Origin of the sequence: Vibrio agarilyticus (assembly GCF_012641465.1) — a bacterium.
Classification (GTDB): Bacteria; Pseudomonadota; Gammaproteobacteria; order Enterobacterales; family Vibrionaceae; genus Vibrio; species Vibrio agarilyticus.
Genome location: NZ_JABAIK010000013.1, coordinates 79,530 through 101,395, shown reverse-complemented (window position 1 = coordinate 101,395; position 21,866 = coordinate 79,530). Strand labels below are relative to the sequence as shown.

Sequence of the window (21,866 nt, the reverse complement as noted above, 5' to 3'; positions counted from 1 at the left end):
CCTATCCCAATCGCTTTTTACCCAATCACTTTTATTCGTTGTGCGCGCGAGCTAAACATTGGTCACGCGTACACGCTCGATTTTCTCTTTTTCCACTTTTGGTTGACGCAATTGTCTGCGGTGATCAATCACATTTTTTAGTGCGATCAATAGACCTACGCCAATAAATGCGCCGGGCGGTAATAATGCCAACAAAAAGCTGTTATCAAAATCAAATAATTGAATTCGTAGTGAAGCGGCCCATTCGCCTAAAAGCAGGTCAGCGCCATCAAATAGCGTGCCATTGCCTAAAATTTCGCGCATGGCGCCTAAAACCACCAGAACGGCGGTCATGCCTAACCCCATCCATAAGCCATCAAGAGCGGCAGCAGCAGGGTGGTTTTTCGACGCATAAGCTTCGGCGCGGCCAATGATGATGCAGTTGGTGACAATGAGTGGAATAAAAATGCCAAGCGAGACATAAAGACCATAGGCATAAGCATTCATCAGCAATTGAACGCAAGTAACCAAGGCGGCAATGATCATGACGAAAATGGGAATGCGCACTTCTTTTGGTACGTAGTGACGCAGCAGCGATACCGCGACATTGGAACCGACCAAGACCAGTAAGGTGGCGAGCCCTAAACCTAGCGCATTGGTCACCGTTGCTGAGACGGCAAGGAGTGGGCATAAACCAAGTAATTGCACTAAGGCCGGGTTGTTATTCCACAGACCGTTAGTCATCAAAGTACGATGTTCACTCATGATCCTCTCCGCAGTTGTATGGTTGAGCCAATAGCGTAGCACGGTGAGCATTCACGTATTGCGTTGTGCGCTTAACCGCATTAACAATGGCTCGAGGGGTGATGGTTGCTCCGGTAAATTGATCAAATTCACCACCGTCTTTTCGTACTGCCCAGAGCGCAAGATTATTATCATCCACTTGCTTGCCACTGAATTTTAAAATCCAATCACTGACACGAAGTTCGATTTTATCGCCAAGCCCCGGCGTTTCTTGGTGAGTTAACACACGTGTACCAAGAATCGTACCATCCTCTGCGATACCTGTAATGAGCTTAATATTACCGTTATAACCATCGGGTGCAATTGACTCAATCGCCAGTGCAGTTGGTACGCCATTTTGCGTCGCGATATAGACGGGCATCGGTTTTTGAGTACCAAGCTCGGGCGAACGAGTAAGGGTACAAGCCGCAACCAGCGCATTATCGTGCAGCGAATGCGGTATTACTTGGTTAAGAATCGAGAGCAATTGGGCTTGCTCTTGACGTTTAATTTCATCTTGAGTTAAGTACTGGGTGATTGCGACGAGTCCTGTGGTGGCACACGCAAAGAGCGCTAGGGTGAGCCCATTTTTCTTAATTGCGTTCAGCATGATTACCCCTTGTGACCATAGGTACGCGGTTTGGTGTAATAGTCGATAAGTGGCACCGTCATATTGGCAAGCAGCACTGCAAACGCGACGCCATCAGGAAAACCACCCCAACTGCGGATCACGAACACCAAGGCACCAATGAGCGCGCCAAAGACCAATCGCCCTTTGACCGTCGTGGACGCCGAAACCGGATCGGTGGCAATAAAAAACGCCCCCAACATTGTCGCACCCGAAAACAGCTGGACTAACGTGCCAGCGGTGCTGCCGGGTTGGAATAACTGAAAAACCAAACTGAATAGAGTGAGACTGACTAAAAACGCAATCGGAATGTGCCATTCAATCACGCGCATTTTTAACAGTGCTAAACCGCCAAGTAGATATGCCGCATTGACCCATTGCCAGCCAACTCCCGCCATCGAATCAAAGATCGCACTGTCGAGAATTTCATGGGGTGTTGCTCCGTTTTTTATTCCCGTTTTAAAGGCATCAAGTGGCGTCGCCATGGTGATACCATCAATGCCTGCACGGACTTGTTGTAACGAGAAACCGTCCAGCGTTTGTCCGCCAAAAATCAGCGCTAAGGTATCAGTAAAGGGAAGTGCGCCTCCGGCCAAGGCAATTGGCGTACTCCAACTGGTCATTTGTATCGGAAACGAAATTAAAAGTACCACATAGGCGACCATCGCCGGATTAAAAGGGTTTTGCCCTAATCCACCATAAAGCTGTTTGGCAATGACAATCGCAAAGATAAGCCCAAGAGTGATAATCCACCATGGCGCTAACGGTGGAATGGCCACGGCCAGTAACCATGCAGTAACGAGTGCGCTATTGTCACGCAGCGCGCTCATAGGTGAGCGCTTGCGAAGTAGCATCACAAGCCCTTCTAAGCTCAGCGCAATCACAATAGCGAATACCAGTTGAACGAGCGTTCCCCAGCCAAAAAAGTAGCTTTGAGCAAGTAGCCCAGGCAGAGCGCAAAGTGCAACACTCATCATTAAAGAGGGCGTGCTGCGACGATTATGTGCGTGTGGCGAACTGGCAGTAAAAAACGCCATTATTCGTTCTCCTCGTGATTATTTTGTTGTGCTCGACGCGCTTTAGCGCGGGCGATGGCTGCGGCAACCGCGGCTTTTTTCGCGTCATTTTCTGCGGCAGGCTCTGCCTGTGCCTCTGGCGTCTCAGCCGATTGCACTTTACGTGCTTTAGCGCGGGCAATAGCCGCAGCAACCGCGGCTTTTTTCGCATCGTTTTCGGCGGCAGGCTCAACTGGTGCTTCTGGCGCCTCAGCCGATTGCGCTTTACGCGCTTTGGCGCGCGCAATGGCTGCTGCAACCGCGGCTTTTTTCGCGTCGTTTTCGGCGGCAGGCTCAACTGGTGCCTCGGGCGTCTCAGCCGATTGCGCTTTACGCGCTTTGGCACGTGCAATGGCTGCGGCAACCGCGGCTTTTTTGGCATCGTTGTCGGCGGCAGGCTCTGCTTGTACCTCTGGCGTCTCAGCCGATTGAGCTTTACGCGCTTTGGCACGGGCAATGGCTGCGGCAACCGCGGCTTTTTTCACGTCATTGTCGGCGGTAGGCTCAACTGGTGCTTCTGGCGCCTCAGCCGATTGCGCTTTACGCGCTTTGGCGCGGGCAATGGCTGCGGCAACCGCAGCTTTTTTCGCGTCGTTTTCGGCGGCATGCTCTGCCTGTGCCTCTGTTGTTTCAGCCGATTGCGCTTTACGCGCTTTGGCGCGGGCAATGGCAGCTGCGACAGTCGCTTGCTTGTCAACGTTAACCGATTCTGGCGAGCTTGCGTCAGCGCCGTTCTCAATAGCGGTATCTGCGGCTTGTTCCCGAGCTTTGCGCTCTCGAGCTTGGCGTTTGCGCTCTTCGCGCAGTTTCATCATTTCGCTGTTATCTGGCTCAGCGGCGCCCGCTTTTAGCGCTGCGGCTTGCTTGGCTTTGGCATTAGCAATTGCGGCCGCGACAGCCGGTTTTACTGGTGAATTCTGAGCGTCAGATTTTTGCGCTTTGACTCGAGCGATAGCCGCCGCTATCGCGTCGGTACCCGCAGAGGACTTCATTTCTTGGCGACGTTCGTCGGCGGCTTTCTTAAAGCGATTTTCGCGCTCAGATTTTTCCCGCTCCATACGCGCCTTTTTCTCTTCAAATCGAACTTTAGCGCGATCGGCGGCCTGCGTATCGAGCAGTTGCTGGCGCATTTCCGCTTTCGCTTGACGATAATATTGCACTAGCGGTATTTCACTCGGGCATACATAGGCACATGCGCCGCACTCAATACAATCTTTGAGATTCAATGCGTCGAGTTTGTCGTATTCTTTGGATTTGGCATACCACTGTAATTGCTGAGGCAAAAGTGATGCAGGACAAGCATCGGCGCAATTGCTACAGCGTATGCAAGCCATCTCACGACGTGGCTCGGCAATTTCGCGTCGAGTTGGCGCGAGAATGCAGTTTGATGTTTTGGTAATTGGCACCTGACCGTGGGGCAGTGTAAAGCCCATCATCGGGCCTCCCATGATCAAGCGCGGACGCTTCTTATCTTGGGTGTAGTCAAATTCATCCAGCAAGGCTTGAACTGGCGTACCAATGCGAGCCCAAACATTACGTGGCTGGGCAAAAGTATTTCCCGTTAGCGTAACAATACGCTGAATCAGCGGCTCATCGTCGACAATGGCGCGCTTAATAGCGTACAAAGAGCCGACATTTTGCACCAAAATGCCAATGTCAGCAGGAATACCACCGGATGGCACTTCCAGATCGGTCAGCAGTTTAATCAGCTGCTTTTCGCCACCCGAAGGGTATTTTGTCGGAATGACACGGATCACCATATTGGGGTGATCTTTGGCAGCGCGGCTCAGCGCCGTTATGGCCTCTGGTTTGTTATCTTCAATGCCAATAACCGTCAGCTTAGGCTTTAAAATGTGCTCAGTGATCTCGATGCCTTGAATGATCTCTTCAGCATAGGTTTGCATCAATACATCATCTGCGGTGATATAGGGTTCACATTCGGCGGCGTTGACAATTAAGATCTCGGTGCGTGCGACACCAGTCTGAATTTTTTTGGCGGTAGGAAAGCCGGCGCCGCCCATTCCTGCGATGCCTGAAAGACGAATAATATCTAACAGATCACTTGCACTGTGCTGGCGAAAGTTCGTTATCGGGTTGCGCTCGCGCCAATTATCATCGCCATCTGGCGTTAAAATTAAGCAAGGCTCGGCTAAACCTGACGGGTGGGCAACCGTATGAGGCTCAATCGCCGTGACTGTCCCTGAAGTGGGGGCATGAATTGGCACCGTAAAGCCTGCATCAGAGTCTGTGAGTGGCTGCCCCTTGAGAACGTGCTCTCCTACAGTGACCAAAAGACGTCCGGCTTTACCAATGTGCTGTTTTAAGGGCAACACCAGTGTCGATGGCAGTGATGCTTGAGTCAGTGGTGTGTGATTGGATTGTTTTTTGTTTTCAGCTGGATGAACACCACCTGGAAAATCCCAAAGAGCACCATTGCGAATTTGTTCGATCAAAGACTGCATATTGATCCTTAAAGTTTATTGCCATCAGTCGTTGGTGCGTCTGTCACATCAACGATAGGGATGGCATTAAACTGCCATTTCCAGTTGTCCGTTGTGGTTGCAACGGGAATCATTTCAATACAATCCGTTGGACATGGCGCAACGCAGAGATCGCACCCGGTACATTCATCCTTAATCACGGTATGTACCGCTTTAGTCCCACCAACGATGGCATCAACGGGGCAGGCTTGAATGCACTTGGTGCACCCGATACACATATCTTCGTGAATGAACGCAACCGTCTTGACCTTGTCTGTCACGCCATCGGTTGCCGCATCCGCATCGACACCCATTAAATCCGCAAGTTTTTCTATGGTCGCTTGACCGCCTGGCGGGCATTTGTTGATGGCATCGCCATTCGCGATGGCTTGAGCATAGGGACGACAACCAGGGTAGCCACACTGACCACATTGTGTTTGTGGCAAAATGGCGTCGATTTGGTCAACGATAGGGTCAGCATCAACCTTAAATCGAATCGAGGCAAAGCCTAAAATGGCCCCAAAGAGGGCCGCAAGGGCAGCAAGACCAATAATCGCAATAACGATGGTATCCATAGTTATTTCACCAACCCAGTAAAGCCCATAAAGGCAAGGGACATCAGACCTGCGGTGATCATTGCGATAGAAGCGCCTTTAAATGGTGTTGGAACATCGGCAGCGGCGATGCGTTCGCGCATGGCGGCAAACAAGATTAATACCAATGAAAAACCTAACGCCGCGCCAAATCCATAAATAATCGATTGAATGAAGTTATGATTTTCATTGATGTTGAGCAAGGCCACTCCCAAAACGGCGCAGTTTGTCGTGATGAGGGGTAGAAAGATGCCAAGCAAGCGATACAACGTGGGGCTGGTCTTGTGAACAACCATTTCAGTAAATTGCACCACGACGGCGATAACCAAAATAAAGCTCATGGTTCGCAAGTACTCAATCCCCAACGGGCGCAAAATGTAGCTTTCAACCAAGTACGCGCAGACAGACGCTAACGTCAGTACGAAGGTGGTCGCAAGTCCCATGCCAATGGCAGTTTCAAGCTTTTTCGATACGCCCATAAATGGGCACAAACCGAGAAATTTGACTAAGACAAAGTTATTGACGAGTACCGTGCCCACCAATAACAATAGATATTCGGTCATAGATCCAGCTAAAAAGAGTTCTGATCCCAACATTATCGTGTTTTGCGCGACTAATAACAACCAACTAACTACATGGATATGCTGAACGTAGAAAAAATGTTCATCGTGGCATATACCTTGTCCACTTGGGTATAGTGCATTTCTCAAAAAAATTAAGGGACTGGCTCGCACAAACCTCATCACATCGTTCGTCTATGTACACGAAGTGCTCAAAGGCTTGGCTCGTTTGCCGCCGACCTGCCACTCCAAATTGTTTGGGTATAATACGCGGGTGATTGTTTAGTTTAGGCGATGTCGTTTTTCATTTTTCCCGGCGTGTTATGGTTATGCGTTTGGTTTCTTATTGATTGAATCGATCTCTTATTTTTTCGGCAGCGACGAAAAAATTGCTTTACTTTCTGGCAGTGCTTACCAGCACTCGCGTAGTTTTAGTTATCCACTAATATTGTGGATAACCGTGTTGATGAATTCTTGGTAACTTAAATTAGGGTCATCATAAGGTGATTTATCAATCGATGAGAAAATAAAATCATTTATGATTTTTCTATTTTTTCATGAGGTTAAATGATTTCTGCATAAAATGGCGCTGTTTGAAAACAAACCTAAGTGTCATCGTTTAGCAATTAATCAGCACAAATTGGGGAAAAGTTGTGGATGGGCATTGAAAAAGAAGAATGCCGCCGAATTTTGAAGGGGCATAAAGCATAGCAAAGCTTTTAATAAATGCCCATATTTCTTACTTAATTATTGTGATTTAGTTTCACAATCATAAGGTTGCGTTGACATTGCGAAACGAGCATTTTGAGGTGAGTTGGGTATATACTCAATCTAATGCGCTGTCTTGCTATCAAAATCTGCAATCGCAAAGAGGATACATGAGCAATACGTTTAACTTGGTCTCAAATTACGCCCCTTCGGGGGATCAGCCCACCGCCATCGCGCAATTACTTGATGGCCTTGATTCTGGTATCGCGCACCAAACGTTGCTTGGGGTGACGGGCTCAGGTAAGACGTTCACGCTCGCCAATGTGATTTCGCAAGCTCAGCGTCCCGCGCTGTTGTTGGCACCGAATAAAACACTAGCCGCGCAGCTTTACGGTGAAATGAAAGCGTTCTTCCCCAACAATGCGGTGGAGTATTTTGTCTCTTACTACGATTACTATCAGCCAGAAGCCTATGTGCCATCCACCGATACCTTCATTGAGAAAGATTCGGCGGTGAATGCGCACATTGAACAAATGCGGCTTTCAGCAACCAAAGCGCTGCTGGAGCGCAATGACGCCATCATTGTCGCCTCCGTCAGTGCCATATATGGTCTTGGCGATCCGCAATCGTATTTGCAAATGATGCTGCATGTATGCCGAGGCGATGTCATCAATCAAAGGGACATTTTGCGCCGCCTAGCCGAATTGCAATACAGCCGTAATGATATCGCCTTTGAGCGAGGACAATTCCGCGTACGTGGTGAAGTGATTGATATATTTCCGGCAGAATCGGACCAAGAGGCGCTGAGAATCGAGCTGTTTGATGATGAAATCGAATGTTTGAGTCTCTTTGACCCCTTAACCGGGGTGATTAAACAGCGCGATCTTCCCCGCTACACCGTCTATCCTAAAACTCACTATGTGACGCCACGAGAGCGCGTTCTAGAAGCGATTGAAAATATTAAGCTTGAACTGGTTTCTCGGCAGACCTATTTGCGTGATAACAATAAGTTACTTGAAGAGCAGCGTATTACACAACGTACTCAATTCGACATTGAAATGTTGCAAGAGTTGGGTTTTTGCTCAGGAATCGAAAACTATTCGCGCTTTTTGAGTGGCCGCGCAGAAGGAGAAGCGCCTCCTACCTTATTTGACTACTTGCCTGCTGACGGTTTGCTCATCATTGATGAGTCCCACGTTACCGTGCCGCAAATTGGCGCTATGTACAAAGGTGACCGTTCACGCAAAGAGACATTGGTGGAATATGGCTTTCGCTTGCCTTCTGCCTTGGACAACCGGCCGTTAAAATTTGAAGAGTTTGAGGCATTGGCGCCGCAAACCATCTATGTCTCGGCCACTCCAGGCAATTATGAGCTTGAAAAGTCTGCCGGTGAGATTGCCGATCAAGTAGTAAGACCAACAGGGCTGCTTGACCCCATCTTAGAAGTGCGTCCGGTCGCGACTCAGGTGGATGACCTGCTGTCAGAAGTGCGCATTCGCGCGGCAAAAGATGAACGTGTACTCGTCACCACATTAACCAAACGTATGGCCGAAGATTTGACCGAGTACCTTCACGAACACGATGTGCGAGTTCGTTATTTGCACTCTGACATTGATACGGTAGAGCGGGTTGAAATTATTCGGGATTTGCGTCTTGGCGAATTTGATGTTTTGGTCGGAATAAACCTGCTTCGTGAGGGGTTGGATATGCCAGAAGTGTCGTTAGTCGCGATTTTAGATGCCGATAAAGAGGGCTTTTTACGTTCAGAGCGCTCGCTTATTCAGACCATAGGTCGTGCGGCGCGTAACATTAACGGTAAAGCCATATTATATGCCGATAAAATTACCAATTCGATGCGTAAAGCGATGGACGAAACGGAACGTCGCCGCGAGAAGCAAGAAGCCTATAACCTTGAAAAAGGGATCACGCCTCAGGCGCTTGCACGCAACATCAAAGATATTATGGAGCTGGGAGATGTGACCAAGTCACGCAAACAGCGTACCAGCAAGGTTGTGCCCCTAAATAAAGTTGCCGAAGAAGCGGGAGAGTATGCGGCGCTCACTCCACAACAATTGGATAAAGAAATCAGCAAATTGGAAGCGCAGATGTACCAGCACGCCCAAGATCTTGAATTTGAATTAGCGGCGCAAAAACGTGATCAGATAGAAGCGCTGCGCGCACAATTTATCACCAACAGTTAACTTTCTAGTAAATGAGTTATTGACGGCAAGGTGGAATGAAACCACCCACAACCTGTGATCTTGTGCGTGATCTGGCGCAACAAATTTAGGATGAAATTGCAGTTTGCAACGCATAATGCAATGATAAATATTCAAATAATTATAGGTTCTCAATTCATTTATAGATTTTTGATTGCGTTATGACCCAATGAGCGAGAATGCAGCTGCTCTTTTTACTCTGCGTAAAAATCAAAAAACGTAAATGACTTATACCCAAATAACTTGAAAATGCAGGTAGGCGACCAGCGAACAACGCTGCAACTTCAAGTAGCACGGGTATACACCCAGCCCATTTGGCGGTGCCGTTAAATGGCATGGGGATAAGAACCATCAAGTTGGCGAACATTAATGAGTGACTACACCAAGGCACGTTACGTGCTCATGGTAGAAGATACCGCGTCGGTGGCGGCGTTGTATCGTTCTTACCTGATGCCGCTAGGCATCGATATCACAATTGTTGGCACCGGCCGCGATGCATTGGAAAGCATTAGCGAACGTATACCCGATCTGATCTTGCTTGATTTACGCTTGCCAGATATGACGGGTATGGACGTTTTGAGTTCGGTTAAAGCGACCCATCCTGATATTCCCGTCATTTTCATGACAGCGCACGGATCGATTGATACCGCGGTGGAAGCAATGCGCTATGGCGCGCAAGATTTCCTTATTAAACCGTGTGAAGCCGACCGATTGCGTGTGACAGTCAACAACGGTTTGCGAAAAGCGAATAAACCCAAAACGCACACAATGAATCGCGAAAACAGCGGTTATCAAGGTTTTATCGGTAGCAGTCAAACCATGCTCGGGGTGTATCGCACCATTGACTCTGCCGCAACCAGTAAAGCCAGTATCTTTATAACCGGTGAAAGTGGCACCGGTAAAGAGGTGTGCGCAGAAGCAATACACGCGGCCAGTCAACGCGGCGAGCGGCCTTTTATTGCAATTAACTGCGCTGCGATCCCCAAAGATTTGATTGAAAGTGAACTGTTTGGCCATGTCAAAGGCGCGTTTACCGGCGCGGCAACCGATCGGCAAGGCGCGGCTGAACTGGCCGATGGTGGCACCTTATTTTTGGATGAACTGTGTGAAATGGATTTGGATCTGCAGACCAAATTATTGCGTTTTATTCAAACCGGCACCTTTCAAAAAGTTGGCTCATCGAAAATGCAAAGTGTCGATGTCCGTTTTGTCTGCGCAACGAACCGAGATCCTTGGCAAGAGGTGCAAAACGGCCGCTTTCGAGAAGATTTGTACTACCGGCTTTATGTGATCCCACTCCACTTACCGCCACTGCGAGAGCGCGGAGAAGACGTGATTGAGATTGCCCACTCGCTGCTTGGGTATATGTCCCATGAAGAGGGCAAAAATTTTGTTCGCTTTAGTGAATCTGTGGTGGAGCGTTTTCGACAGTACGAATGGCCGGGTAATGTGCGGCAATTGCAAAATGTGCTGCGTAATGTCGTGGTATTGAATAACGGCAAAGAGATCACGCTTAATATGTTGCCGCCACCGCTGAATCAACCCATTGAACCCAAGCAAGAGTGGTGCGAGCCAGACTCTTTTTCTGTGAGTGATATTGTGCCGTTGTGGTTAACCGAAAAACGCACCATTGAACAAGCGATTGCCGCTTGTGACGGTAACATTCCTCGCGCCGCAGGTTGTTTGGATGTCAGTCCTTCAACGCTGTATCGTAAGTTACAAAGCTGGGAAAAACGTCAAAAAGAACAGGCTTAACCTTTTTGAAACTGTTTGATTTTGGTCACGGAATACAACCGCAGGAATGCGGTTGCTAAGGTCAAGGAGCAGCACTATGGAAATACTCAACGTCGAGAAAGTCACCGCACTGGCCCATGATATTGGCGAGCAACATATGCCGACATTATTGACCATCTTTGTGCGAGAGTTGGAGGAGTACAGTGAGCAACTGCAAGAAAATCGTGACGATGACCAATACATGATCACGATAAGCCACGCATTAAAAAGCAGTGCCGGTAGCTTTGGTGCTGATGCACTTTGTACGCTTGCTCAGCAGATCGATGCGGCTGCGAAACAGGGCGACCGAGCGCAAGTACAACATGCACAAGTGGCGATGATTGCGACGTTGAATGAGACGCTGATGGCATACCAGAGACTCATTCACGCTGGCATTAATTTACACTCGAACGTCTAATCCATCAGGTTGGTATATACCCAAGTAACCTCAAGTTGTTTGGGTAAAGTCAACAGACCCTAATTGCTGCTCAATCGCGAGCCGCAATTTTTCTCGGTCATGCCGCCATTGTCGATTGTTTGATGCCAAAGATTGCGTCACAAAGTGCCATGTGTCGTGATCGCTGGATTGTTCGGGCTCACCCAGTACCACATCAATTTTGCGCCCCTGACAAGCGCGCTCGCACCATTGTAACTTTTGCGCCAGCGACATGCGGCCTGCGGGGCCATGTTCTGGACTGAGGTTAGCAACAAAGATCACTTTAGCTTTGGTGTTTTGTGCAATGGCTTTGCCAATTTCGGGTAGAAGAAGCGGCGGCATCACGCTCGTGAGAAAGCTCCCGGGGCCGAGAATAATCGCATCGGCCTGTTCTAGCGCCGTTAATGCTTCTTGAGTGGCAGGAACCTCGGGATCCAGATCAAGGCGTAACAACTCATCGTTCATCTCGTCGACATTGGTTTCGCCAGTGACCCAATGCCCACCAACAGACAAGGCGCGAAGATCAGAAGGGTGTTCTGACATTGGTACCAGATTCACATCCACCTTGAGCATGTCGCGCACCAGATTAATCGCATCAAGGGGGCGTACGGATAAGTTACCCAACGCCGTCATCATCAGGTTACCAAGGTTATGGCCATCGAGCTCCCCAGCACCGCGAAATCGGTATTCAAACATCATTGAGCTGATTGAGGGTTCCGTAATGAGCTGGTTAATGCAATTACGCGTATCTCCCCATGCAATGCCACCTTGGCAGTGTCTGATCCGTCCGGTTGAGCCACCATTGTCTGTCGTGGCGACGATTCCTGTTGCGTTACTACCGAAATGTTTTAGTGCCGCCAACATTCGCCCTAAACCATGGCCGCCGCCGACGGCGGTGATTTTTTTGTTTTGATATATGCTCATTGGTTTTGTTATTGTCATTCAATCGAAGAAATGTGTCTTTGATGCGAATCCTGGTCGATAAATCACCGTTCTCTATAAAATCGAGGTGAATTTCTTGGTTTACTACTGGATTCCATTACAATTATTGCGTATGTTACCGCAAAAGCTGTCAATCGTGATGAAGCTGTTTTCAATCTGTTGAGACTAAGCTCAAAATTTTCACGATGGCTGCCATAACTCCGAGCTGAGTCCGGCTAAGTTTGCCGCTTTCGCGCTCTGTATTACGAACCGAATAAGGTCGTCTTCATAGCGTGGCAGTGGAATTGCAAATAGGCCAGTCCAGCCAGTGACATTAGGTCACAAGGGCGTCGTAAGAAATGGCGGCGCCTCCCGTGTTTGGAAAGGTGTTCCGTGGCGAAACAATTTGAAGATAAATTCCACCGCAAATTTTATTACTTGCGTCTGTCGATCACAGATGTGTGTAATTTTAAATGCACTTATTGCCTGCCTGATGGCTATAAGCCAGCAGGCCAGAAAAACTCATCCTTTATTTCTCTGCCCGAGATCCGTCGTGTCGTGAAGGCGTTTGCCGACTGTGGTACCACCAAGGTGCGAATCACAGGGGGCGAGCCTAGCTTGCGTAAAGATTTCAGCGCCGTCATTGAAACGGTGGCAAACACCGCAGGGATCACCAAAGTTGCGACAACCACCAATGGTTATCGTATGGCCAAACAGGTCGATGCGTGGCAGGCTGCGGGCCTGACACACATTAATGTCAGTGTCGATAGCCTCGATCCGCGCCTGTTTCACCAGATCACTGGCGAGAATAAATTTCACCAAGTCATGGCCGGGATTGACCGTGCTTTGGAAATTGGCTATTCGCAGGTGAAGGTCAATGTGGTTTTGATGAAAGATCTCAACCACCAATCACTTCCTACGTTTCTTAATTGGATCAAAGACAAACCGATCCAACTGCGGTTTATTGAACTGATGCAAACCGGAGAAATGGACACATTATTTGAGCGTCACCACGTCTCTGGGGTCGCGATTCGCAATCAACTGATTGCCAATGGCTGGCTACTTAAAGTGCGTGCGGCAAACGATGGCCCGGCTCAAGTGTTTGTTCATCCGGACTATCAAGGTGAAATTGGTCTCATCATGCCTTATGAAAAAGGATTTTGTGAGACCTGTAACCGTCTGCGTGTCTCGGCCAAGGGTAAACTCCATTTGTGCCTTTTTGGCGACCGTGGCGTGGAGCTGCGCGATTTGCTGAATGACGACGCCCAAGAGCCGGAACTGATTGCACGCATTCAAAGCCAATTGCAGACCAAAGCGGTGAGCCACTTTTTGCACGATGGCGATTCCGGTATTACGCCGCACCTTGCATCAATCGGCGGATAATCTGCGATTAAATCAATAACAAGTGGCATGGCGGCGCAGTCAAAGACGCGCAGTTGTGCTACACCCAAATAAATTCATTTTTAAATACAGGTAACTTTTATGGGACACGCTGAAAGCAAATTTCAACCTGCCAATATTGCTGTTTTAACCGTTTCAGATACGCGTACAGAAGAGAACGACACCTCGGGTCGCTATCTGGTTGAACACGCCGAAGAGGCGGGTCATAAGGTAGTGGCAAAACAGATCGTTATTGATGACATGTATCAGATCCGCGCTATCGTTTCTCAGTGGATTGCCGATACCAGTATTCAAGCGATTATGATCACTGGCGGAACCGGGTTTACATCACGCGACAGCACACCAGAAGCACTAAAGCCCCTTTTTGATAAAGAAGTGGAAGGGTTTGGTGAGCTGTTTCGATTGGTGTCGTATGAAGAGATTGGCACCTCAACGATTCAATCTCGCGCGATTGCAGGCTTTGCCAATCATACGGTGATTTTCGCCATGCCGGGCTCAACAGGTGCGTGTCGTACTGGCTGGACCAAGATTATTCGCCAGCAACTTGATGCCAGCCATCGCCCATGTAATTTCATGCCACACTTGTCGGTTTAGGGGGCAATGATGACTCAGAGTCAACTCACCCACATTAATGCCTCTGGTGAAGCCAATATGGTCGATGTTTCCGCCAAAGCAGATACGGTTCGCGAGGCACGTGCTGAGGCGTTTGTCACGATGAACGCTAAGACACTTGAACTGATTGTTTCTGGCGCGCATCACAAAGGCGATGTGTTTGCGACCGCGCGTATTGCAGGTATTCAAGCGGCAAAGAAAACCTGGGATCTTATTCCGCTCTGTCACCCGCTTTTATTATCGAAAGTGGAAGTGCAACTTGAACCTTTGCTTGAGACTAATCAAGTTCGTATCGAATCTGTGTGTAAGCTTGCAGGGAAAACCGGCGTTGAGATGGAAGCACTGACGGCCGCATCGGTTGCGGCGCTCACCATTTATGACATGTGCAAAGCAGTGCAAAAAGATATGGTGATTTCTCAGGTGCGTTTGTTAGAAAAAAGCGGTGGTAAGTCAGGTGATTTTAAGGTGGCAGAATGATTAACGTATTGTTTTTTGCTCAGACCAAAGAGCTAGTCGGCGTCGATAGCCTAAAACTGGAGCAAGAGTTTGCCACGGTGGAAGCGTTGCGGGCGCATCTTGCCAGTCAGCCCGGAAAATGGGACTTGGCACTTGAAAAAGGCAAATTGCTTGCGGCAGTCAATCAAACGCTCGTGACCTTTGATCACCCGGTGAAATCTGGTGATGAAGTGGCCTTTTTCCCACCGGTAACAGGAGGCTGATGATGGACACTCGTGTCTCCGTTCAGACGGCAGATTTCTCAGTGGCGGATGAATACGCAGCGCTGTCGCAAGGCAGTGATGCGGGAGCCGTCGTCATTTTTAGTGGCAAAGTGCGTGACATGAATTTGGGTGATTCAGTGACGGGGCTTACTCTTGAGCATTATCCTGGTATGACGGAAAAGAGCTTGAATGATATATGCGATGAAGCGCAAGCTCGCTGGCCACTGCTGCGCGTTCGCGTGATTCATCGCGTGGGTAATCTTGCCATTGGTGACCAGATTGTCTTTGTTGGTGTCACGAGTGCCCACCGCGAAGCCGCGTATCAGGCCAATGAATTTATTATGGATTATCTAAAAACGCGCGCCCCTTTTTGGAAGAAAGAGCAGACGACGGACTCAAGCCGTTGGATTGAAGCGCGTGACACTGATGACAGTGCGGCAAAACGCTGGTAATAAGGCGCGGTGCATTTTTCACATTTGTCACTCACTTAGCGCCTCCCATAATTTCGCTATTCCACGCTAGAACTCAGTTGACGAGCTTAACTTGACGGGAATCAATGTGCGTGCGAGGGAATAGCAATAATCGCCTTTTTCTCGCTAGACTTGCTTTGGTGTAAATGTTAAGTTCGGTTATCGATTCAGAATAAAGCACTAACTATTCAACACAAATAAGAGAAATAGACGTTGATGGTGGTGAAAGTTGTGATTATTTATTGAGCAACGTTCTGAATGGAAAGCCAAAAATGCAGTAAGGATGATTGCGTTTTAGCCACCTAGGAACTTGAGGTGGACATTTACTCCTTTCTTACCTTGCTGCGGATGGTGCTCCTTGGAGTCAGTCGCGTCAGCCATGACATAAACTGTGTGTTTCCGTTCAAACACTTCCAAGGTGCACTGGGAAGTAATGGAAAACTTGGAGTTTATGCATGTACAACAAAATTACCCAAAGCTTGCTCATGGGCGCAGCCGTTGCGCTTAGCACTGTCGCACTACCAACATTTGCTGCTGAGGTTCCTGAAGGAACAAAATTAGCGCCGGTTCAAGAGCTGGTTCGTGGTAACGGTACTGAAGTTGCAACGTTAGATCCTCATAAATCACAAGGGGTGCCGGAATCTCATGTGATTCGCGATTTGCTCGAAGGCCTTGTCAACCAAGATGCTGACGGCAAAACCATTCCAGGTGTTGCGACCGATTGGCACACACCAGATAACCAAACGTTCACCTTTAATCTGCGCAAAGACGCTAAATGGTCTAACGGTGACCCAGTGACCGCGCACGATTTTGTCTACAGCTTCCAACGCGCAGTGGATCCTGCGACCGCTTCGCCATACGCGTGGTACATGGAATACACCAAGATGAAAAACGCGAAGGCGATTGTCGCAGGAAAGCTGGACAAAGCTGAGCTGGGTGTTCGCGCGGTAGACGATCATACTCTTGTGGTTGAACTTGAAACCGCAGTACCTTATTTCGTTATGATGGCCGGCCACACGACTATGATGCCGGTTCATAAAGCGACCATTGAAAAGCATGGCGATCAGTGGACTAAGCCAGAGAACTTTGTTGGCAACGGCGCTTATGTGGCGAACAAGTGGGTGATCAATGAGCGTCTTGAATTAACCCGCAACGCGCAATATTGGGACAATGCAAAAACGGTATTGAATACTGTGACGTTTTTGCCAATTGAGAACCAAGTGTCAGAAATGAATCGCTACCTATCGGGCGAAATTGACATCACAGAAACTGTGCCAATGGAGCACTTTAAGCGTTTGCAAAAAGAGCACGCAGAGTCACTGTCGATTCAGGGCAGTCTGTGTACTTACTATTATCAGTTCAATACCAAACGTGCGCCATTTGATGATGTTCGCGTTCGTAAAGCGATCTCTTACGCGATTGACCGCCACATAGTGTCAAACGCGATTTTAGGCCAAGGTCAAAAGCCTGCTTACTTCTTAACTCCTGAAATTACCGCGGATTTTGAGCCACAAATGCCAGAATATGGCTTAATGAGCCAAAAAGAGCGTAATGAGGAAGCCAAGCGTTTGTTAGAAGAAGCTGGTTATGGTCCTAACAACCCATTGAAATTCTCACTTCTTTACAACACCAGCCAAGATCATAAAAAACTGGCGGTTGCCCTAGGCTCTATGTGGAAGAAAACGCTGGGCCTTGATGTCACATTAGAAAATAAAGAGTGGAAGACCTATCTTGATACCAAAGATCAGGGCGACTTTGATGTGGCACGTGCGGGTTGGTGTGGTGACTACAACGAAGCATCGGCGTTTTTAACTCTGATGGTATCGGGTAATACCACGGCAGGTCAGCACTGGGCGAACACCGATTACGATAAACTGATTGATAAAGCGATTAAATCAACCTCTGAAGCCGAGCGTACCGCCTTGTATCGTGACGCTGAAATCATGATGGCAAAAGAGATGCCAATCGCACCGATTTACCAGTACGTGATGCCGCGTTTAGTGTCGCCAAAAGTCGGCGGCTTCCCAGTTAACAACGCGGAAGCGAAGATCTACTCTAAAGATCTCTACCTAAAAGCGAACTAAATCGAGTGACCTTAAGCCGTTGACATCCAGTTACCACTTGATGTCAACGGTTATACCCAACTTAGCTGACGTTACAGCGCATTACGTGACAAAGTGAAGACCACGGGTTCTCACACTTCTCAGTGCTTAGCAACACAATGTACTGAGGCCTTGTTCGTTTGGTGCCTAATTGTCATTTCAAGCGGTTTGGGTATAGAGCAACGCTGCGCTCAAGGCGCAGTTTTTTGATTTCCCACGGACTGAAAGAGTGCGTATATGCTTAAATTTATCGCAAGAAGGATAGTGGAAGCGATCCCAACGTTGTTGGTGCTGATCACTCTCTCTTTTTTCCTGATGCGTTTTGCGCCGGGTAACCCCTTTTCATCTGAACGCCCATTGCCGCCAGAAGTGATGGCAAACATCGAAGCCAAATATGGTTTAGATAAGCCGGTGTTCGAACAATACACCACGTATTTGTTCAATATTCTTCAAGGGGATTTTGGTCCTTCATTTAAATATCAAGATTATACCGTTAACGAGTTGATTGGGACGGCGCTACCCGTGTCTGCCAAAGTCGGCGCGATTGCGTTTGTCTTCACGTTGGTTATCGGGGTTGGTGTCGGCACTATTGCCGCATTGCGGCAAAACACCTGGATGGACTACGTGATCATGTCGACAGCGATGCTTGGGGTGGTTTTGCCCTCCTTTGTGCTCGCCCCAGCGCTGATTTACCTGTTTTCATTGCATTGGCAAATTCTGCCGGCTGGTGGATGGCACGACGGCCAATGGCAATATTTGGTCTTGCCAGTCGCGGGCATGTCGATTTTGTATGTTGCGGCATTCGCTCGTATTACTCGTGGCTCGATGATTGAAACGCTAAACAGCAATTTTATTCGTACCGCACGCTCAAAAGGGCTGAGTTATCGATACATCGTATTGAAACATGCATTGAAACCCGCGTTATTGCCTGTGGTGTCGTATATGGGGCCTGCGTTTGTCGGCATCATCACAGGTTCTGTCGTGATTGAAACCATTTTTGGCTTGCCGGGTATTGGCAAATTGTTTGTTAACGCTGCATTTAACCGCGATTATTCGCTGGTGATGGGTGTGACGATTTTGGTCGGTTTCTTATTTATTTTGTTTAACGCCATCGTGGATATTTTGCTGGCGTTGATCGATCCGAAAATTCGTTATTAAGGAACCGCTGTGATGTTAAGTAAAAAAGAGAATCTCGCTGCGGTTGAAAAGTTCAGCGAAAGCTTAGAGATTGAAGGGCGCAGCTTATGGCAAGACGCGCGCATTCGTTTTATGCGTAATAAGGCGGCGATGGTCAGCCTCTTTATTCTAACGCTGATTACTCTTGCGGTGATCATTTTGCCCATGCTGGCACCTTATACCTTTGATGATACCGATTGGTATGCAATGCACGCAGGTCCCAGTGCCGAGCACTGGTTTGGTACGGACAGCCTTGGGCGAGATTTGTACGTTCGTACTCTGATTGGCGGGCGCATTTCTCTTATGGTGGGCGTGATGGGCGCACTGGTTGCGGTGTTGATTGGGACGCTTTATGGCGCCGCATCGGGCTTTATCGGTGGACGCACTGACCGCATTATGATGCGCATTTTGGAAATTCTGTACGCAGTTCCGTTCATGTTCTTAGTGATTGTACTGGTGACTTTTTTTGGCCGAAATATCGTGCTGATTTTCGTCGCGATTGGCGCAATTGCTTGGCTTGATATGGCGCGTATTGTGCGTGGTCAGACGCTGAGTTTGCGTAATAAAGAGTTCATTGAGGCCGCTTATGTGTGTGGTGTGAGTAAGTGGAAAATCATCACACGGCATATTGTGCCGAACGTGCTTGGTATCGTGGCGGTTTATTCAACCCTGCTGATCCCCAGTATGATTTTGACTGAATCTTTTCTCTCTTTCCTTGGACTTGGCGTGCAAGAGCCAATGACCAGCTGGGGCGCTCTGCTACAAGAAGGCTCGCAGACCATGGAAGTGGCGATTTGGCAGCTGATATTCCCTGCGCTTTTCATGGTTGTGACGTTGTTTTGTTTCAACTATGTGGGTGATGGACTGCGTGATGCGCTTGACCCGAAAGATCGCTAAGAAGGAAAGAAAATGAATTTATTGAATGTAACCGATCTTCGGGTTGAATTTACCACCCCTGATGGCGTAGTCACGGCGGTGAACGATCTCAATTTCTCGCTCGACCGCGGCGAAACCTTGGGCATTGTTGGCGAGTCTGGCTCAGGCAAATCGCAAACCGTATTTGCCATCATGGGGCTGTTAGCCAAGAACGGCATTATTAAAGGTAGCGCCAAATTTGAAGGGCAAGAGATCCTCAATTTGCCGGAAAAAGCGCTTAATAAAGTGCGCGCTGAACAGATCGCGATGATTTTCCAAGATCCGATGACCTCTTTGAACCCTTATATGCGGGTGAGCGACCAGTTGATGGAAGTGCTGATGCTGCACAAAGGGATGGGCAAAGCCGAGGCATTTGAAGAGTCGGTGCGTATGCTTGAGGCGGTGAAGATCCCAGAAGCGCGTCAACGTATCACCATGTACCCGCATGAGTTTTCCGGTGGTATGCGCCAACGTGTGATGATTGCGATGGCGCTGCTGTGCCGGCCAAAGTTGTTGATTGCCGATGAGCCAACAACGGCGTTGGATGTGACGGTTCAAGCGCAGATCATGGATTTGCTCAATGAGCTGAAACGAGAATTTAATACCGCGATTATTATGATCACGCATGATCTTGGCGTGGTCGCGGGCTCTTGTGACAAGGTGCTCGTCATGTACGCGGGACGTACGATGGAATATGGCACGGTGGACGATATTTTCTACCGCCCAAGCCACCCTTATGCTGAGGGGTTATTAAAGGCGATTCCGCGCATCGATAGTGAAGGGGAGATGCTACCCACCATTCCGGGCAATCCACCGAATCTACTGCGTTTACCACAAGGGTGTCCTTACCAAGAGCGTTGTCACCGTGTGATGCCGCGTTGTGGTCAAGAAAGTCCTATTTTGACCCCATTTGCTCAAGGCCGTATGCGCGCTTGTTTTTCTGATTGGGAGGCGTGGAACTGATGTCAGCTCAACAATTATTGGATGTGAAAGGCCTAAAAGTGCACTTCACCATTGCGGCGAAATCGGCATGGCCGTGGAGCAAACCTTCGATACTGAAAGCGGTCGATGGCGTTGATATTACCCTTTACGAAGGGGAAACGCTGGGTGTGGTCGGTGAGTCAGGTTGTGGCAAATCAACGTTTGCGCGCGCCATCATTGGCTTGGTTCAGGCAACCGAAGGTGAAGTGGTTTGGCTGGGTCAAGATGTAACCAAAATGCGTGAAGTGGCGCGCCGTGACACGCGAAAGTCGATGCAGATGATTTTCCAAGATCCGCTCGCCTCACTCAACCCGCGCATGACGGTGGGCGACATCATCGCAGAGCCATTGCAAACCTTCTACCCGCAGCTCTCAAAGCAAGAGGTGCGTGATGAAGTGAAAGCCATGATGGATAAAGTGGGGTTATTACCTAACGTGATAAACCGCTACCCTCATGAGTTTTCAGGCGGGCAGTGTCAACGGATCGGGATCGCGCGCGCGCTGATTTTGAAGCCGAAAATGATCATTTGTGACGAGCCTGTCTCCGCGCTCGATGTGTCGATTCAAGCTCAGGTGGTCAACTTGCTTAAGTCGCTGCAAAAAGAGCTCGGCCTGTCGCTGATTTTCATCGCGCACGATTTGTCGGTGGTTAAACACATTTCTGATCGCGTCTTGGTGATGTATTTAGGCAATGCGGTTGAAATGGGCACATCACAAGCGCTGTTTGCCAAGCCAATGCACCCTTACACGCAAGCGCTGATGTCGGCGGTGCCGATCCCAGATCCGCAGCTGGAGCGCAATAAACGTATCCAGATGTTAGAAGGGGAGTTGCCGTCACCGATGAACCCGCCTTCTGGCTGTGTGTTCCGCACGCGCTGCATTAAAGCAACGCCAGAATGTGCGCAGCAAAAACCGCAGTTGCAAGGCACAAGCGAGCATCAAGTTGCTTGTTGGCAAGTGGCGCTGAGTTAGCCACCTAGCTGCAATTGCAGATAGTTTGGACATAGATAAAAAGGGACTCAATGAATGGGTCCCTTTTGACTATTTATACCCAAGTAACCTCAAGATGCATGGTTCAGCGAGAATGACTTGGTTTGTCAGTGAGGCGAGGATTTGAAGATTGAGTGGTTCTCAATCGAAAATCGTCAACAAAGCTGATGAGCCAAGACAGCTCGCCCTTTGGGAGCCAATCACTGAACCGACGGCTGCGTTAAACAACTTGAAAATAGACTCGCTATTTCGCTGCGTTGTTTGCCTTGCTCTCAGCTCAGTGAGCCGGCTCTGAATCCTGCATCTTGAAGTCACTTGGGTATATACCCTTCATGCCATATCACGTCGTTTGGGTATATTTTCTTA

General features: G+C 48.8%; 20 protein-coding genes and 1 riboswitch. Of the genes, 13 read left to right on the top strand and 7 right to left on the bottom strand.

The window, feature by feature from the left end; genetic code table 11:
• Positions 1 to 51 precede the first annotated feature (51 nt).
• The 6 genes from HGP28_RS13610 to rsxA are packed head-to-tail and all read right to left on the bottom strand — an operon-like array spanning position 52 to position 6,081.
• The gene (locus HGP28_RS13610; protein WP_168837018.1) at positions 52 to 744 is read right to left on the bottom strand and encodes an electron transport complex subunit E; all 693 of its coding nucleotides are present in this window, start codon (positions 742 to 744) and stop codon (positions 52 to 54) included.
• Positions 737 to 1,372 carry an electron transport complex subunit RsxG gene (gene rsxG / locus HGP28_RS13605; protein WP_168837017.1) on the bottom strand — a complete coding sequence of 212 codons (636 nt, stop codon included), beginning with the start codon at positions 1,370 to 1,372 and terminating at the stop codon, positions 737 to 739. The genes HGP28_RS13610 and rsxG overlap by 8 nt, the downstream gene beginning before the upstream one ends.
• A gap of 2 nt (positions 1,373 to 1,374) precedes the next feature.
• Positions 1,375 to 2,427: an electron transport complex subunit RsxD gene (gene rsxD / locus HGP28_RS13600; protein ID WP_168837016.1), complete on the bottom strand. Its 1,053-nt coding sequence runs from the start codon at positions 2,425 to 2,427 to the stop codon at positions 1,375 to 1,377.
• The gene (rsxC, locus tag HGP28_RS13595; RefSeq protein ID WP_168837015.1) at positions 2,427 to 4,907 is read right to left on the bottom strand and encodes an electron transport complex subunit RsxC; all 2,481 of its coding nucleotides are present in this window, start codon (positions 4,905 to 4,907) and stop codon (positions 2,427 to 2,429) included. Before rsxC ends, rsxD begins: the two co-directional genes overlap by 1 nt.
• Before the next feature lie 8 nt (positions 4,908 to 4,915).
• Positions 4,916 to 5,500, bottom strand: coding sequence for an electron transport complex subunit RsxB (gene rsxB / locus HGP28_RS13590; RefSeq protein WP_168837014.1), 585 nt, complete (start codon positions 5,498 to 5,500; stop codon positions 4,916 to 4,918).
• Between the two features lie 2 nt (positions 5,501 to 5,502).
• Complete coding sequence (gene rsxA, locus HGP28_RS13585; protein ID WP_168837013.1) at positions 5,503 to 6,081, bottom strand: electron transport complex subunit RsxA; 579 nt, start codon at positions 6,079 to 6,081, stop codon at positions 5,503 to 5,505.
• A gap of 875 nt (positions 6,082 to 6,956) precedes the next feature.
• Between rsxA and uvrB the strand changes: the two genes are divergently transcribed.
• The 3 genes from uvrB to HGP28_RS13570 all read left to right on the top strand — a co-directional run bounded on the left by uvrB (position 6,957) and on the right by HGP28_RS13570 (position 11,196).
• Entirely contained in the window at positions 6,957 to 8,987 is a 2,031-nt protein-coding gene (gene uvrB / locus HGP28_RS13580; RefSeq protein ID WP_168837012.1) for an excinuclease ABC subunit UvrB, read from the top strand.
• A gap of 387 nt (positions 8,988 to 9,374) precedes the next feature.
• Positions 9,375 to 10,760 (top strand): quorum-sensing sigma-54 dependent transcriptional regulator LuxO, encoded by a 1,386-nt coding sequence (luxO, locus tag HGP28_RS13575; RefSeq protein ID WP_439333861.1) that lies wholly within the window; start codon positions 9,375 to 9,377, stop codon positions 10,758 to 10,760.
• A 76-nt stretch (positions 10,761 to 10,836) separates the two neighbouring features.
• Positions 10,837 to 11,196 carry an Hpt domain-containing protein gene (locus tag HGP28_RS13570; RefSeq protein WP_168837011.1) on the top strand — a complete coding sequence of 120 codons (360 nt, stop codon included), beginning with the start codon at positions 10,837 to 10,839 and terminating at the stop codon, positions 11,194 to 11,196.
• 30 nt (positions 11,197 to 11,226) lie between these two features.
• Here the strand turns inward: HGP28_RS13570 and yvcK are convergent, their stop codons facing one another.
• Positions 11,227 to 12,138: a uridine diphosphate-N-acetylglucosamine-binding protein YvcK gene (yvcK, locus tag HGP28_RS13565; RefSeq protein WP_168837010.1), complete on the bottom strand. Its 912-nt coding sequence runs from the start codon at positions 12,136 to 12,138 to the stop codon at positions 11,227 to 11,229.
• 204 nt (positions 12,139 to 12,342) lie between these two features.
• A riboswitch (molybdenum cofactor riboswitch) is annotated at positions 12,343 to 12,540 on the top strand.
• On the opposite strand from yvcK, the gene moaA reads away from it, so the two are divergent.
• The 10 genes from moaA (at position 12,529) to oppF (ending at position 21,482) form a co-directional block, all read left to right on the top strand.
• Positions 12,529 to 13,518 (top strand): GTP 3',8-cyclase MoaA, encoded by a 990-nt coding sequence (gene moaA / locus HGP28_RS13560; RefSeq protein ID WP_168837009.1) that lies wholly within the window; start codon positions 12,529 to 12,531, stop codon positions 13,516 to 13,518. (Overlaps the previous riboswitch by 12 nt.)
• A 99-nt stretch (positions 13,519 to 13,617) precedes the next feature.
• The gene (moaB, locus tag HGP28_RS13555; RefSeq protein WP_168837008.1) at positions 13,618 to 14,130 is read left to right on the top strand and encodes a molybdenum cofactor biosynthesis protein B; all 513 of its coding nucleotides are present in this window, start codon (positions 13,618 to 13,620) and stop codon (positions 14,128 to 14,130) included.
• 9 nt (positions 14,131 to 14,139) lie between these two features.
• Positions 14,140 to 14,625 (top strand): cyclic pyranopterin monophosphate synthase MoaC, encoded by a 486-nt coding sequence (gene moaC, locus HGP28_RS13550; RefSeq protein WP_168837007.1) that lies wholly within the window; start codon positions 14,140 to 14,142, stop codon positions 14,623 to 14,625.
• Positions 14,622 to 14,867, top strand: a complete 246-nt coding sequence (gene moaD / locus HGP28_RS13545) for a molybdopterin synthase sulfur carrier subunit (protein WP_168837006.1) — start codon at positions 14,622 to 14,624, stop codon at positions 14,865 to 14,867. The genes moaC and moaD overlap by 4 nt, the downstream gene beginning before the upstream one ends.
• A gap of 2 nt (positions 14,868 to 14,869) precedes the next feature.
• Positions 14,870 to 15,319 (top strand): molybdopterin synthase catalytic subunit MoaE, encoded by a 450-nt coding sequence (gene moaE, locus HGP28_RS13540; protein WP_168837036.1) that lies wholly within the window; start codon positions 14,870 to 14,872, stop codon positions 15,317 to 15,319.
• A gap of 473 nt (positions 15,320 to 15,792) precedes the next feature.
• The gene (locus HGP28_RS13535) at positions 15,793 to 17,421 is read left to right on the top strand and encodes an ABC transporter substrate-binding protein (RefSeq protein WP_168837005.1); all 1,629 of its coding nucleotides are present in this window, start codon (positions 15,793 to 15,795) and stop codon (positions 17,419 to 17,421) included.
• Between the two features lie 255 nt (positions 17,422 to 17,676).
• Positions 17,677 to 18,597 (top strand): oligopeptide ABC transporter permease OppB, encoded by a 921-nt coding sequence (gene oppB / locus HGP28_RS13530; RefSeq protein ID WP_168837004.1) that lies wholly within the window; start codon positions 17,677 to 17,679, stop codon positions 18,595 to 18,597.
• Between the two features lie 12 nt (positions 18,598 to 18,609).
• A complete protein-coding gene (gene oppC / locus HGP28_RS13525) occupies positions 18,610 to 19,512 on the top strand; it encodes an oligopeptide ABC transporter permease OppC (protein WP_168837003.1) in 903 nt (300 codons plus the stop codon).
• A 12-nt stretch (positions 19,513 to 19,524) separates the two neighbouring features.
• Positions 19,525 to 20,493 (top strand): ABC transporter ATP-binding protein, encoded by a 969-nt coding sequence (locus tag HGP28_RS13520; protein WP_168837002.1) that lies wholly within the window; start codon positions 19,525 to 19,527, stop codon positions 20,491 to 20,493.
• Positions 20,493 to 21,482, top strand: coding sequence for a murein tripeptide/oligopeptide ABC transporter ATP binding protein OppF (gene oppF, locus HGP28_RS13515; RefSeq protein ID WP_168837001.1), 990 nt, complete (start codon positions 20,493 to 20,495; stop codon positions 21,480 to 21,482). Before HGP28_RS13520 ends, oppF begins: the two co-directional genes overlap by 1 nt.
• The last annotated feature ends 384 nt before the right edge of the window (positions 21,483 to 21,866 follow it).